The sequence below is a fragment of the Actinoplanes flavus genome (assembly GCF_017592555.1).
Taxonomy (GTDB): domain Bacteria; phylum Actinomycetota; class Actinomycetes; order Mycobacteriales; family Micromonosporaceae; genus Actinoplanes; species Actinoplanes flavus.
Map to the genome: position 1 here is coordinate 22,975 of NZ_JAGFNS010000032.1, position 13,877 is coordinate 36,851.

The 13,877-nt window shown below is 73.3% G+C and carries 9 protein-coding genes and 1 riboswitch; of the genes, 6 read left to right on the top strand and 3 right to left on the bottom strand.

The genetic code is table 11. The annotated features are described in order from the left end of the window. Positions 1 to 222 precede the first annotated feature (222 nt). Positions 223 to 352: riboswitch (cobalamin riboswitch) on the top strand. Positions 353 to 737: 385 nt separating this feature from the next. The 4 genes from J5X75_RS46610 to J5X75_RS35640 all read left to right on the top strand — a co-directional run bounded on the left by J5X75_RS46610 (position 738) and on the right by J5X75_RS35640 (position 5,816). Then, a complete protein-coding gene (locus J5X75_RS46610; RefSeq protein WP_307798483.1) occupies positions 738 to 3,182 on the top strand; it encodes a VWA domain-containing protein in 2,445 nt (814 codons plus the stop codon). A 317-nt stretch (positions 3,183 to 3,499) separates the two neighbouring features. Further along, positions 3,500 to 4,099 (top strand): cob(I)yrinic acid a,c-diamide adenosyltransferase, encoded by a 600-nt coding sequence (gene cobO, locus J5X75_RS35630; protein ID WP_208472048.1) that lies wholly within the window; start codon positions 3,500 to 3,502, stop codon positions 4,097 to 4,099. After that, entirely contained in the window at positions 4,093 to 5,442 is a 1,350-nt protein-coding gene (locus tag J5X75_RS35635; protein ID WP_208472049.1) for a cobyrinic acid a,c-diamide synthase CobB, read from the top strand. Before cobO ends, J5X75_RS35635 begins: the two co-directional genes overlap by 7 nt. Then, positions 5,439 to 5,816 carry a cobalamin biosynthesis protein gene (locus J5X75_RS35640; RefSeq protein ID WP_208472050.1) on the top strand — a complete coding sequence of 126 codons (378 nt, stop codon included), beginning with the start codon at positions 5,439 to 5,441 and terminating at the stop codon, positions 5,814 to 5,816. The genes J5X75_RS35635 and J5X75_RS35640 overlap by 4 nt, the downstream gene beginning before the upstream one ends. On the opposite strand, the gene J5X75_RS35645 is transcribed toward J5X75_RS35640, so the two are convergent. After that, complete coding sequence (locus J5X75_RS35645; RefSeq protein ID WP_208472051.1) at positions 5,817 to 7,295, bottom strand: glutamate-cysteine ligase family protein; 1,479 nt, start codon at positions 7,293 to 7,295, stop codon at positions 5,817 to 5,819. It abuts the gene before it with no gap. Between the two features lie 178 nt (positions 7,296 to 7,473). Then, positions 7,474 to 7,995: a hypothetical protein gene (locus tag J5X75_RS35650; protein ID WP_208472052.1), complete on the bottom strand. Its 522-nt coding sequence runs from the start codon at positions 7,993 to 7,995 to the stop codon at positions 7,474 to 7,476. A 2,638-nt stretch (positions 7,996 to 10,633) separates the two neighbouring features. Here J5X75_RS35650 and J5X75_RS35655 point away from each other — a divergent pair. Further along, positions 10,634 to 11,791, top strand: a complete 1,158-nt coding sequence (locus J5X75_RS35655) for a hypothetical protein (protein ID WP_208472053.1) — start codon at positions 10,634 to 10,636, stop codon at positions 11,789 to 11,791. A gap of 183 nt (positions 11,792 to 11,974) precedes the next feature. Next, on the top strand, positions 11,975 to 13,117 hold the full coding sequence (locus tag J5X75_RS35660) for a SigB/SigF/SigG family RNA polymerase sigma factor (RefSeq protein ID WP_208472054.1): 1,143 nt from the start codon (positions 11,975 to 11,977) through the stop codon (positions 13,115 to 13,117). A 4-nt stretch (positions 13,118 to 13,121) separates the two neighbouring features. Here the strand turns inward: J5X75_RS35660 and J5X75_RS35665 are convergent, their stop codons facing one another. Further along, positions 13,122 to 13,847 carry an ATP-binding protein gene (locus tag J5X75_RS35665; RefSeq protein ID WP_208472055.1) on the bottom strand — a complete coding sequence of 242 codons (726 nt, stop codon included), beginning with the start codon at positions 13,845 to 13,847 and terminating at the stop codon, positions 13,122 to 13,124. Positions 13,848 to 13,877: the final 30 nt, after the last annotated feature.

Sequence of the window (13,877 nt, forward strand, 5' to 3'; positions counted from 1 at the left end):
GTTCGTCGCCGCGCTGCCTGTGCCGTCCGGTTCCAGGCGGCACTGGCGCCGCCACGGTGGCGGTGGCGTTCGTGACCGGCGACCGCCCGTGTTCGGCGACGCGGTCCTCGGTGGGGCCGTGTTCGGTGGGGCCGTGTTCGGCGAAGCTGCGTTCGGCGGGTGACGGATCCCGCGTTGACGGGCGCACGGCCGGTCCGGAAGAGTGACCGGCGAGCGGTTGCGGAGGAACCCGGTGCGATTCCGGGACGGTCCCGCCACTGTGACCGGGGAGCGACCCGCTGACCACCTACGCCACGGCGGCTGATGCGCCGGAAGGCAAGCGGGAAACGTCGATCCGGGAGTCAGGAGACTCCGGCCGCTCGCGTCGACCGACGAGCGGGCGTGGACACCCGCCGGAAGGGATCCTGGTGACTACTCCGTACCCGTTCTCGGCCGTGGTGGGTCTCGACGACCTACGCCTGGCTCTGCTGCTCACCTCGGTGTCACCGGCCGTCGGCGGGGTCCTCGTCCGGGGCGAGAAGGGCACGGCCAAAAGCACCGTCGTCCGCGCCCTGGCCGGCCTGCTGCCACCGGTCACCGTGGTGACCGGCTGCCGTTTCGCCTGCGATCCCGCCGCCCCGGACCCGGCCTGCCCGGATGGTCCGCACACGACCGTCTCCGGCCCGGATGGTCCGCACACGACCGTCTCCCGCCCGGATGGTCCGCACACGACCGTCTCCGGTTCGGGTGGTCCGCACATGACCGTCCCCGGCTCGGGTGGTCCGCACACGACCGCTCCCGGCCAGGATGGCTCGCATACCACCGTTTCCGGCCCGGGTGGTCCGCACACGACCGCTCCCGGCCAGGATGGCTCGCATACCACCGTCTCCGGCCCGGGTGGTCCGCACACCACCGTCTCCGGCCCAGGTGGTCCGCACACCACCGTCTCCGGCCCAGGTGGTCCGCACACCACCGTCCCCGGTCCGGACGCGTCGGTGAGTGCCACCGTCCGGCCCGCGTCGCTCGTCGAGTTGCCGGTCGGCGCCACCGAGGACCGGGTGGTCGGCACGCTCGACCTGCAGCGCGCGCTCACCGACGGGGTGAGGGCCTACGAGCCGGGCCTGCTCGCCGCCGCGCACCGGGGTGTCCTCTATGTCGACGAGGTGAATCTCCTGCCGGACCACCTGGTGGACCTGCTGCTGGACGCGGCGGCGATGGGCCGGGCACACGTCGAACGGGACGGGGTGTCGGTCAAGCACGCGGCCCGGTTCCTGCTGGTCGGCACCATGAACCCGGAGGAGGGCGAGCCCCGGCCCCAGCTGGTCGACCGGTTCGGCCTGGTCGTGAACGTCGCCGCGCCCCGCGACGCCCGCCAGCGCGCCGAGGTGGTGCGCCGCCGTCTCGCCTACGAGGCCGACCCGGACGGTTTCGCGGCCCGCTACGCCGGCGCTGAACGCGACTACGCGGCCCGGATCGCCGCCGCCCGCGCCGCCCTTCCGGCGGTGACGCTGCCCGACGCCGAACTCGACCGCATCTCCCGGGTCTGCCTCGCCTACGGCGTGGACGGCATGCGCGCCGACATCGTGGTCGCCCGCTGCGCCGTCGCCCTGGCCGCCTGGCACGGCCGCGACCGGGTCGTCGCCGACGACGTCCGGGACGCCGCCCGCCTGGCCCTCCCACACCGCCGCCGCACCGACCCCCTCGACCCGCCCGGCACCGACGAGCAGAAGCTCGACGAGGCGCTGGCCGAAGCCGAACGCCAGGCCGAACAGGACCGAGCCGAACAGGAGCGGGCCGAACAGGACAGGGCCGAACAGGACTGGGCCGAGCGGGAACGGACCGAACAGGACAGGGCGGAGCGGGATCGAGCCGAACGGGACCGAGCCGAGCGGCGACGGTCCGAGGACGACCCCCACGGCGAGCCGGACCCGGACACCGATCCCGACCCGGGCGACGGCGGCCCCGGCGGCGGAGGCCCGGGCGACGGCACCCCGCGCGACGGCGGCGGGCCGTCCGGATCAGCCCCACCACTCGAGGGTACGGATGAGAACGCGGACGGCTCTGCCCAGCCGGAGAAGTCGGGAGCGGTGGCCGCCGCGGGTCAGGCGTACCGGACGCGGACACTTCGCATCACCGCCCGCGGCGAGGGCGGCCACGCCGGCCGCCGTTCCCCGGCCTTCGCCCGCCGCGGCCGGGTGGTGGGCAGCCGTGTTCCCCAGGGGAAGCTGTCCGGCGCCCCCCATCTCTTCGCGACGCTCCGGGCCGCCTTGGACCGAACCGCCCTCGACGGCGCCGCAGCGAATGGCGCCGCTCCGGGCCGGGCGGTGCCTGATGGCGTCGCGGCAGGCGGTGCGGCTGCGGGCATGGTGGCGCTTGATGGGGTCGCGGCCGGTGGTGTGGCTGCGGGCACGGTGGCCGTTGATGGTGTCGCGGCCGATGGTGTCGCTGCGGGCGGGGCAGTGCTTGATGGTGTCCCGGCCGACGGGGCCGCTGCGGCTGGGGCGGTGCTTGATGGTGTCGTGGCCGGTGTGGCTGCGGGCCGGGGCGCCGTCCGCCGTGGTTCGGCTGGTGGGCCGGTGGGGATCCGGGTGTCGCCGGGGGATCTGCGGGAGTCGGTGCACGTGGGGCGTGAGGCGAATCTGGTGCTCTTCGTGGTGGACGCGTCCGGGTCGATGGCCGCCCGAAAGCGGATGACGCTGGTCAAGACGGCGGTGCTGTCGTTGCTGCGGGACGCCTATCAGCGGCGGGACCGGATCGGGATGATCACGTTTCGGGGGAGGGACGCCGAGGTGGTGCTGCCGCCGACGTCCAGTCACGAGGTCGGGGTGATGCGGCTGGCCGCGCTCCGGACCGGTGGCCGTACCCCGTTGGCGGCGGGTCTGCGCGCCGCGGCCGCGACCATCGCCACCGAACGCCGCCGCGACCCGCGACGCCGTCCGCTGCTGGTGGTGGTCACCGACGGCCGGGCCACCAGCGGACCCGACCCGGCCCTGCTGGCGCCCGCTCTGTCCGGGGTGGCGACCGTGGTGGTCGACTGCGAGTCCGGCCCGGTCCGGCTGGGCTTGGCCGGAAAGCTGGCCGCGACCCTCCGCGCCGACCTCATGCCACTCGAACAGCTTCAGGCCGCGACCGTCCTCCACCCGGCGACCCGCGCCGCCACCGCAACGTCCCCGGCCGACCGCGCCTACCGCTCTGCCGCGTAGGCGCCGCGGCGCGACAGCTGGTCATGGGCGCTGTCGCGGCGAGTCGCGGCAGCTGGTCGGGTGCGTTGCCCGGGGTGGGTGGGGCGGCTGGTTGTGAGGACTGCCCGGGTGGGTGGGGGCGGCTGGTCGTGAGGGCTTCTCGGGTGGGTTGAGACGGCTCTGGGAGCCGGCCGGGGGTGAGGGCGAGTTTCGCAGGGGGGTGACGGGCGCGCGCCGGGCGGACCACCTTCGCCGCGACGGGCGGGACGGTGTGGGATGGGCTGGACGGCTCAGCGCGTACCGGGAATGGGGTTGATCTTGAGGAGAAGGAGGAGCGCGTGCCGCAAGGGAAAGTGACGAGCGTGCCCGACGACGGGCTGACGACGCGGCAGCGGCGGCGGCAGGCGGTGTTCGCGGTGCACACCGGGGCGGGCAAGGGGAAGTCGACGGCGGCGTTCGGGATGGCGTTGCGGGCCTGGAGCGCGGGCTGGCCGATCGGGGTGTTCCAGTTCGTCAAGTCGGAGAAGTGGAAGGTCGGCGAGGAGGCCGCGCTCACAGCGCTCGGCGGTTTGGACAGGACGCCCGTGACCTGGCACAAGATGGGTGAGGGCTGGTCCTGGATCCAGCGGGCGGGCAGCGAGCGGGACCACGCCGCCGAGGCCGCCGAAGGATGGGCGCAGATCAAGCGGGACCTGGCGGCGGAGACGTTCCGGTTCTATGTGCTGGACGAGTTCACGTATCCGATGAAATGGGGCTGGGTGGACGTCGCGGACGTGATCACGACGCTGCGGGAACGGCCCGGCACCCAGCATGTGGTGATCACCGGGCGGGACGCGCACCCGGATCTGATCGCGGCCGCCGACCTGGTCACCGAGATGACGAAGATCAAGCACCCGATGGACGCCGGGCGCAAGGGGCAGCAGGGCATCGAATGGTAGATCGGCTGGTCATCGCGGCGCCGGCGTCCGGGCACGGGAAGACGACCGTGGCCACCGGGCTGCTGGCGGCGTTCGCGCGGCGCGGGGTTCCGGTGGCGCCGTTCAAGGTGGGGCCGGACTACATCGACCCCGGCTACCACGCGCTGGCCGCCGGCCGGCCCGGCCGCAACCTCGACCCGGTGCTGGTCGGGGAGGACCTGGTCGGGCCGCTGTTCGCGCACGGGGCGCGGGGCGCCGAGCTGGCGATCGTCGAAGGGGTGATGGGGCTCTACGACGGGCGTACCGGGGCGGGCGACACCGGTTCGACCGCGCAGGTGGCCGCGCTGCTCGACGCGCCGGTGATCCTGGTCGTGGACGCCGCCGCGCAAGGGCGGTCGATCGCCGCCGTGGTGCACGGTTTCCGCAGCTTCGGGACGGTGCGGCTGGCCGGCGTGATCCTCAACCGGGTCGGCTCGGAGCGGCACGAGCAGATCCTCCGGGACGCCTGCGAGGAGGTGGGCACGCCGGTGCTGGGTGCACTGCGCCGCGCCGACGCGGTGGCCGCGCCGTCCCGGCATCTCGGGCTGATCCCGGCGGCGGAACGGCGTGCCGAAGCGCTGGCCTCGGTCGACGCGCTGGCCGCGCTGATCGCCACGTCCGTCGATCTCGAGGCGGTCGCGTCGGTGGCCCGCTCGGCGCCACCCCTGCCCTTCCGGGCATGGACACCGGACAGCGAGACGCCTGTTCCGGGCCGTCCCCTGGTCGCCCTCGCCGGTGGTCCGGCTTTCTCCTTCTCGTACGCCGAGACGCGCGAACTGCTGTCCGGCGCCGGAGCCGACGTGGTGACGGTGGACCCGCTGCACGACACGGCCCTGCCCGAGGGGACGCGGGCGCTGGTGGTGGGCGGCGGGTTCCCCGAGGTGTACGCGTCGTCGCTGTCCGCCAACGAACGGCTCCGCGCGTCGGTGCGGTCGTTCGCGTCGGCCGGCGGGGTGATCACCGCCGAGTGTGCCGGGCTGCTGTGGCTGTGCCGCACCCTCGACGGCGAACCGATGTGCGGCGTCCTCGACGCCGAGGCGGTGATGACACCGTCGCTGACCCTCGGCTACCGGGACGCGGTGGCGCTCGGCGACAGCCCCCTCGCGGTGGCCGGGACCCGGGTGACCGGGCACGAGTTCCACCGGACCGTCGTGCATCCGCGGTCCGGGCTGCTGCTGTCCCCGGCCGGGCAGGCGGCGTGGGCGTGGCGGGGCGCCGACCCGGAGGGGTTCGCGACGCCGACGGTGCACGCCTCCTACCTGCACCTGCACTGGGCGGGACAGCGCGGCACGGCGGAACGGCTGGTTCGCGCGGCGGCCTCGTGACGTTGATCGTCGGATTCGGCGCCCGTACCGGGGTGGCCGCCGGAGTCCTCGCCGACGCCGTCCGCGGCGTCCTGGCCGATGAGGGACTGGCGTGCACCGCGGTCGCCGTGCTGGCCACGCTCGACCGGCGGGCCGCCGAGGAGGGGCCGCGGGAGTTCGCGGCCGCGGCCGGGTGGCGCCTGCTCGGGTTCCCGGCCTCCGAACTGGCCGGTCAGCCGGTGCCCACGCCCAGCGCCGTGGTCGGGATGGCGGTCGGCACGCCGAGCGTCGCCGAGGCCGCCGCCCTGCGGGCCGCCGGTCCGGGCGGCCGCCTGATCGTCGCGAAGCGGGTGCGCTCCGGCGTGACGGTCGCGGTCGCCCGGCCGGCCGGCTGATCACTTGCCCGGGGGCCACTCGTGGACCGGGATGTTGTCGTGCATCAGCGGCAGGTAGCGGCGCAGCATCTCGTGCAGTGCCCGCTGCCGGTCCGCACCCTGCGCCTCGATCTCGTGCAACGTCTCCACCTGCCAGGACGCGCCGTTGCGGTGCCGCAGGCAGCGCTGCTCGATGATGCCGAGCAACCGGTCCCGCTGGGCCGGCGAGACACCCCACAGGTCCAGGCCCTCGGCGGCCTGCGGCAGAAGCCGGCGCAACACCAGTTCGGTGACCGGGACCGTGCCGTGGCCGGGCCAGAACACGCTGGCGTCGATGCCGTGCCGGGCGCAGTTGTGGAAGTTCTCCTCGGCGGCGCGGAAGCTCATCTGCGTCCAGAGCGGGCGCTCCGCCTCGGCGATGCTGCGGACCAGGCCGTAGTAGAACGCGGCGTTGGCGATGGTGTCGGCGACGGTCGGCCCGGCGGGCAGCACCCGGTTCTCCACCCGCAGGTGCGGGCGGCCGTTGACCACCGCGTAGATCGGCCGGTTCCACCGGTAGACCGTGCCGTTGTGCAGGCGCAACTCGCTCAGCTCCGGGATCTCGCCCCGCTCCAGGATCTCGGCCGGATCGTGCACGTCACAGATCGGCAGGAGCGCCGGGAAGTAGCGGACGTTCTCCTCGAACAGGTCGAAGACACTGGTGATCCAGCGTTCCCCGAACCAGACGCGCGGGCGGACCCCCTGTGCCCTTATCTCCTCCGACCGGGTGTCGGTGGCCTGCTCGAACAGCGGGATGCGGGTCTCCCGCCACAACTCCCGGCCGAACAGCAGCGGCGAGTTCGCGCCGAGGGCCAGCTGCACCCCGGAGACGATCTGCGAGGCGTTCCAGTACGCCGCGAACTGCGCCGGGCTCACCTGGAGATGGAACTGGGTGCTGGTGCACGCCGCCTCCGGCGCGATCGTGTCGGTGGTGACGGCCAGCCGGTCCACCCCGTCGATGCGGATGTCCAGGTCCTCGCCGCGGGCCGCGAAGATCTGCTCGTTCAGCAGTTGGTACCGGGGATTGACGGTGAGCGCCTCGCCGGTGAGGTGCTCGCGCCGCAGCGTCGGCAGGATCCCGATCGTCACCATGTGCGCGCCGGCCGCCCGGGCCCGCCGCTCCGCCTGATTCAGACTGGCCCGCAGGCCACGCTCCAGCTCCGCGAAGTCGTCGCCGGCCAGCCGCCGCGGCGGCAGATTGATCTCGATGTTGAACTGCCCCAGCTCCGTCTGGAAGTCGGGGTCGGCGATCGCGCCCAGCACCTCGGCGTTGCGCATCGCCGGATCGGCGTTGCCGTCGATCAGGTTGAGCTCGATCTCCATGCCGGTCAGCGGCCGTTCGAACTCGAAGCGTGCCTCGCGCAACATCGTCGCGAACACGTCGAGACTGCGGCGGATCTTCTGCCGGTAGCGGGTCCGGTCCTCACGGGTGAAATCGGTCTGGTCGACTTTCTCGCCCACCGCGCACCACCTTTCGAGCCGTCAGAGACGCGAGGAGATCGCGCGGCGCCGTAGCCGCCATCCCCTGCGCCCATGATGACCGCTGTCGATGGTGTGGCGCCCGGTGCCGACCGTCCATTCTCGGCAGACTGGCAAACGATCTTCCATGGGCGCTGTCTCTACCCGGCCCGCCCGGAAATCATCCCAGCCAGGCGGCCAGCAGCCCTCCGGCGATCGCCACGCCCACCGCCGCCTGGAGCAGCAGCGCCGGGCCCATGTGCGACCACTGGGTCGGGATCCGGGGGGTCAGCGGCTGCATGGTGGTCAGGTTCACCACCTGCACGAGGCGGACCGGGAGGGTCGGATCGGACTGCGGCTGGGTGCGGACCTGGACCAGGTCGCCACGGTGCAGGGCCGACTGGGGGAGCTGGCCATGCATCTCGATCTCGTACGTCTGGCCGAGGTCGTCACGCAGCCGCACCGGCGTGACCAGGAACTCCGGGCCCTTCCGGAGCTCCTTGAGGGTGCGCCGGGACGGTTTCATCCGCAGCAGGGCGCCGATCATCTGGGCGATGCCGGCGGCGACGAAGACAGCCAGGGCGATCGGGCGTCCCACCCGTACCTCACGGGTGTAGGAGGCCTGGAAGCCGAGGAACCGGCCGGTGATGATGGGACTGACGTGCCGGAGGATCCGCTCGCGGTGCAGTTCGGTGTCGTCCATGGGGGGTCACCTCCTGGATATACGTCAAATGCTACGGAGGGAATCTGCTTCACCACCGTGAGTGAATATGCAGTCTCTGCATACCGCCTGCTCCGCCCGGCCGCCGCCGGATCACCCCGATTCGCTCGCCCCGCCCCGCTGATCTGCACAGATCTTCGGAAAATCACCCTCCCGGCGCACTCGAAGGGGTGAACTGGACCCGGGCCGTGTGAACCCGGCAAGACCGTCGTGCCGTCCCGGTACGTGGACAGCCGGGGATGGGGGGCGGAGACCGGTGAAGGCATACGTCAAACCGGAGAGCGTGCTGGCGACCGTCGCACGTGAGGTCATCGAGGCACACGGCGGTGGAACCGGCGCCCGCGACGGCATGACACTCTGTCCCGCCTGCGGCGAACCGCTGCCCTGCCGTGCCGCACAGTCCGCGGCCGAAGTCCTCGTCGCGGCCGGGCTCGCCGAAGAATCCGGGCTCGTCGCCGCGAGCCGTCCGGCCTGGGCGCCGGTCTCGTCCGGATTGATGCCGTCGGCGGTACCCGGGCCGCCGCCGTGGGCCGTTGAGGAGTCCCCTTCAAATGACACCGCACCCGCTTCTCCATATGGTTCTGCGGCTGCTCCAGAGGTTCCCGGCCCGCCTGCGGACCTTCCTACGGGGTACGACCGGGCCGGCCACCCCGGGCCGCCGGCCGACGCCACTTCCGGGCCGCTGGGCGGTGGGCCGGGAACAGGAGCCGCCGTGCCGGGGTCGGTGGGTGGTTGGGCTGGGGGAGATGCTGCCGGGTCGGGGTCGGTGGGTGGTTGGGCCGGGGGAGGCGCCGCCGGTTCCGGGTCGGTGGGTGGTTGGGCTGGGGGAGATGCTGCCGGGTCGGGGTCGGTGGGTGGTTGGGCCGGAGGAGGCGCCGCCGGTTCCGGGCTGTTGGGCGGTGGTGGGGCCGGAACAAGCGCCGGGGGCTCGCCGGGTCCGGCCGTCGGTCCGGCCGCGGTCACCGGTTCCGCCTCGGCGGGCGCGGGCCACGCGCCGGGGCTGCTCGCCGGGCCGGGAACGTCCGCCGCCGATCCTGCCGATCCTGCCGGTCCGATAGCCGGATCCGCTCCGGCTTCCGGCGGGATGCACGCGCGGGGTGCGGTACCGATGCCCCCTCCGCCGGCCTACGACCCGCTCGCCCCGGGTCCGGCCGCGGAGAGCGCCGGGGGATGGCCGGCTTCCGGGCCCGGAAGTTGGCCACCCCCGCCGGCCACCTCGGCGGAGGGAGAGTCGCGGCCCTGGCCGCCGACCGAACCGTCCGCGCCGTCGTGGGCCACAGAGGAGACGGGGGCGTGGGCGGCTGCGGGCCGACCGGAAGGCGGCCGGCCGCCGTGGTTGCCCGCCGAGCCGGGTGATTCCGGCATATCGATCCCGGGTGTTCCGGGCTCACGCTTCACGGATGCGCCGGTTCAGGATTCGCCCATTCACGGTTCTCCGGGCCCGGGTTCGCCGGTCCAGGGTTCGCCGATCCCGGGTTCGCCGGTCCAGGGTTCGCCGGTCCAGGGTTCGGCGGTCCAGGGTTCGGCGGTGCCGGGTTCGGCGGTCCGGGGTTCGGTCGTCCCGGGTTCGCCAGACCCGGGTTCGCTAGTTCCGGGGCCGGGGGTCCTAGGTTCGCCGGTCCCAGGATCGTCCGTTCTCGGTGCGGGCAGTGCGGAAGGCAGAGGCGGCAGCGGCTCCGGTGAGATGGCCGGGGGGCCGCTCGGCGGCACATCGGGTGGTGCCGGTGGCGGGGGGATTTCGAACGCGGGTACCGGAGCTGCCAGTGGCCTCCCGGCGGGCGGTAGGGCTGTCCCAGGAACGAGCGATGCCCTCTCGGGAACCGCCCCATCCGAGACATCCGGCATTGTGGTGGGTGGATTGATGCAGCCCGGGCCGGTACTGGGCGGTTCGATGCCCCCCAGCCCGGCGACTCCCGGGCTCCGTGCTCCGGGGACGGCCGGTGCCGGTGTCTCAGGGTTCCAGGATCCGGGGACGGCTGGTGTGGGTGTTCCTGGGTTACAGGATCCGGGGATGGCTGGTGCGGGTCCTGGGTTCGGTGATCCTAGGACGGCTGGTGCCAGTGTTACTGGGTTACAGGATCCGGGGATGGCTGGTGCGGGTCCTGGGTTCGGTGAACCTAGGACCGCCGGTACCAGTGTTACTGGGATTCAGGATTCGGGGATTCAGGACTCGGCAATGCCTGGTTCGGGGATGCCCGGTTCGGGGATGCCTGGTTCGGGGATGCCTGGTTCGGGTGTTCCTGGGCTTGGTGATCCGGGGATGGCCGGTGCGGGCGTTCCTGGCTTCGGTGATTCGGGGCTTGGTGGTTCGGGGCTCGGTGGTTCGGGGTTGGCTGGTGCCGGTGTTCCCGGGATCGGCGATCCCGGGCCGGGTGGTTCGGGGCGTTTCGTGCCGGGTGGCGCGGGCATGCCGGAAGCCACTGGCGAGGAGCTCTACGGAAATGCTGGACAAGGCTCGGGGGAGCCGGTGGCGGGCGACCGTGGACGGAGCCCGGCCGGGCCGGATGCGCCGGGGTATGGCACGGCCGGGACCGGTGGCTTCGAAACCGGGGGGCCGGGCCCGGCGAATCAGGCGGCATCCGTGCCGGAAACGCGGGCGCCCGCCGGGGGCGGTACCGCCGTGGACAGCCCGCGCGCCCCGGAGGAACTGGACGAGGTGGTTCGGCGGCCGGTTTACAGCCAGCAGAACCGCCCGCTCGACGCGCCCCGCTTCACCCGCTCGGCGCGCCGCGCGCAGGCGGCCGAGGGTGGGTTCACGACGTCGCCCGCGCCGGATGCGACAGCCGCTTTCCCGGGGACCGTGACGCCTGGCGCGTCCGCTCCCGGCCGTCCGCCGGTCCAGGCTTCCGACGTGGGCCAGCACGGTTCACCCACGCCGGGCGGAGGCGCGGCGACCGGGGAGCCGGTGGGTTCCGCCCGCTTGCCGTCGCAGGCGCAGGACATGGGCCAGGACAGCATCGCCCGGTTGACGGAAGCGGGTCGGCAGGACCCGGTCAGCCCTTCGCCGCGAGGTTCCGATCTGGGCCAGCACAACGAGCCCACCCGCAGCCCGCTCCAGCCGCCGGATTCAGGGCACGGTGCGGGCCGGTCGCCGTTGCAAGCGCCGGAAATGGGGCAAACCACAGGTCGGTCGCCGTTGCAGGCGCCGGATATGGGCCAGCATAACGAGCCCGCCCGCAGCCCGTTGCAGGCGCCGGATTTGGGGCAAGCCACGGGTCGGTCGCCGTTGCAGGCGCCGGATTTGGGGCAAACCGCGGGTCGGTCGCCGTTGCAGGCGCCGGATATGGGCCAGCACAACGAGCCCGCCCGCAGCCCGTTGCAGGCGCCGGACATGGGGCAAACCACAGGTCGGTCGCCGTTGCAGGCGCCGGATATGGGCCAGCATAACGAGCCCGCCCGCAGCCCGTTGCAGGCGCCGGATTTGGGGCAAACCGCGGGTCGGTCGCCGTTGCAGGCGCCGGATTTGGGGCAAACCGCGGGTCGGTCGCCGTTGCAGGCGCCGGATATGGGCCAGCACAACGAGCCCGCCCGAAGCCCATTGCAGGCACCGGACATGGGTCAGGGCGTGAGTCGGGCGCCGTTGCAGGCGCCGGACATGGGGCAGAGTGCCCCGCGGCCGGGAGCGGAGGCCGCGACCGCGGGTGAAGGGGGTCTGCCGTCCGGACTGCCGCGGCGGCCCGGGGCGGCGCCGGCCCGGCCGGGTGAGCCCGGCGTGCCCAAGGGGATCGACGACCCGTCGGCCCAGCCCAGCGGTCTGCCGCCGCGGCATTCGCAGTGAGCCGGCGAACGACGGCGCGACCGCCGTACGCCGGATGTGTTTGGGCGGTGACCGGACCGGGCAGTAGCGTCTGGACGACCGGGAGGGTGCCGGAAAGCCGGTTTTGGGCCGGTTCCGGTGCTGCCGGCGGAGGACGGCCGATGAGGCGGCGTTCCCGCCGGAACCATACCGGGGAGGGGTGACATGCCCGTGCGAAGTCAGTTCGGTGAAGCAGCGGCCGACAACACGCTCGAGGATCTCGACACCGCGGCGCTGGAGTTCGCGGCGGGCCGGGAGGGCGCCACCGCGGCCGAGGCCGAGCAACTGCGCGAGGACCTGCTCCGGCACTGTCTGCCCTTCGCCGGACGGCTCGCCCGCCGCTACCGCGGCCGGGGCGAGCATCTGGAGGATCTCGAGCAGGTGGCGCGGCTCGGCCTGGTGAAAGCCGTGGACCGGTACGATCCGGGCCGCGGCTCGTTCACGGCGTACGCGGTGATCACCATCTCCGGCGAGCTGAAGCGCCACTTCCGGGACCGCACCTGGGGTGTGCACGTGCCCCGGCGGGTTCAGGATCTGAGCCTGGAGGTCGGGCACGCCTCGATGCTGCTGACCAGCGCGCTCGCCCGTACCCCGACGGTCGCGGAGCTCGCGAGGCACCTGGGGGTGAGTGAGCCGGCCGTGCTGGAGGCCGTCGAATCGGCCGCCGGATATTCACCGGCCTCGCTGAACGCGCCGATCGCGGGGGACGGGGTGGCCGAGTTCGGTGACCTGATCGGCGGCGTCGACGACGATCTCGAGTCGGTGACCGACAAGCTGACCGTCACCGATCTGCTGCTGCGCCTGCCGGCCCGGGAGCGCCGGATGCTGGCGATGCGCTTCTACGGCAACCGCACCCAGGCGGACATCGCCGCCGAGCTGGGCATCTCACAGATGCACGTGTCGCGGCTGCTGAGCCGGGCCCTGTCCTGGCTGCGCGAGGCGATGCTCAGCGACACCCTGCCGCCGTGGGAGGGCGACAACCGGGCGGGGCAGCAGCGTGGCATGGACGTCTCGGTGATCCGCGAGGGCACGGCGCTGCGGGTCCGGGTGTGCGGCGAGGTCGACCGGGACACCGCCGAGCGTCTGCGGATGGGACTGCGGCACGCGATCACGACGGGCGGGGCGAGCCTGGTCGTGGTGGATCTGACGGCTGTTCCGCTGCTCGACGCGGCCGGTGTGTCGGTGCTGCTCGACGCGGTCCGGGTGGCGGCCCGCGCGGGCGGGGAGATCTGCATGTCCGGCGCCCAGCCCTACGTCGCCCGGATCCTGGCGGTGTCCGGCCTGGCCGGTGTGCTGCGGCGCTGCTGACCGGTCACCGGCGCAGCGACGCCCACACCACCTTGCCGTCCTTCGACGGGAGCCATCCCCAACTGTGTGCCAGCTCCCCGACCAGCAGGAGCCCGCGCCCGCCGGCGGTCTCCGGGCGGATCTTCCCGGGCGGATCCGGCGGCACCGGGGAGCCGTCGCGGACCGCGACATGGAGATAGCGGGGCCGCAACGTCAGGTGCAGCGTCATCATCGTGTGGACGTGATCGATCACGTTGGCCACGAGTTCGGTGGCGATGAGGCTGGCCGGGGCGACCAGATGGGGCAGGTCCCAGCGCAGGCAGGCCTCGGTGGCGACGTCCCGGGCGTGCCGGGCGGAGCCGGACACCGGCAGCAGCTGGTCGATCACCGACGGCCGGCTCCGCCGTTCGTCGTGCAGGTGGGCGATCGCGCCGGCCCGGTCGTCGTAGAGCGGCAGCCGGCGGAAGGCGCCGGCGAGCAGCAGCCTCCGGGTCTGCGCCGGTGGCCCGTAGAGCAGCACGGGGGTGCCCGGCCACCGGGCCGCCTGGCGCAGCACCGCGGTGAAGACGGCCAGCGACGGCGCCTGTTCGACGTGCAGCCCGGTCAGGTCCACGAGCAGGGCGCCCGGCTGTTCGGCGAGGCATTTGAGCAGGCGCTCGCGCAGCGGCACCGTGTCGGTCAGTCGCAGTTCGCCGATCACCGCGATGACCAGGTTCGCGCCGTCGTCGCGCGTCTCGCACCGGATCGTCATGGCTTCGCCTTCCTGAGGGCGGCGGCTTAC

Bases quoted from the DNA above. Each gene is read 5' to 3' on its own strand.
- J5X75_RS35635 (WP_208472049.1), top strand. From the start codon at position 4,093: ATGGTAGATCGGCTGGTCATCGCGGCGCCGGCGTCCGGGCACGGGAAG.
- J5X75_RS46610 (WP_307798483.1), top strand. From the start codon at position 738: ATGACCGTCCCCGGCTCGGGTGGTCCGCACACGACCGCTCCCGGCCAG.
- J5X75_RS35665 (WP_208472055.1), bottom strand. From the start codon at position 13,847: ATGACGATCCGGTGCGAGACGCGCGACGACGGCGCGAACCTGGTCATC.
- J5X75_RS35650 (WP_208472052.1), bottom strand. From the start codon at position 7,995: ATGGACGACACCGAACTGCACCGCGAGCGGATCCTCCGGCACGTCAGT.
- J5X75_RS35660 (WP_208472054.1), top strand. From the start codon at position 11,975: ATGCCCGTGCGAAGTCAGTTCGGTGAAGCAGCGGCCGACAACACGCTC.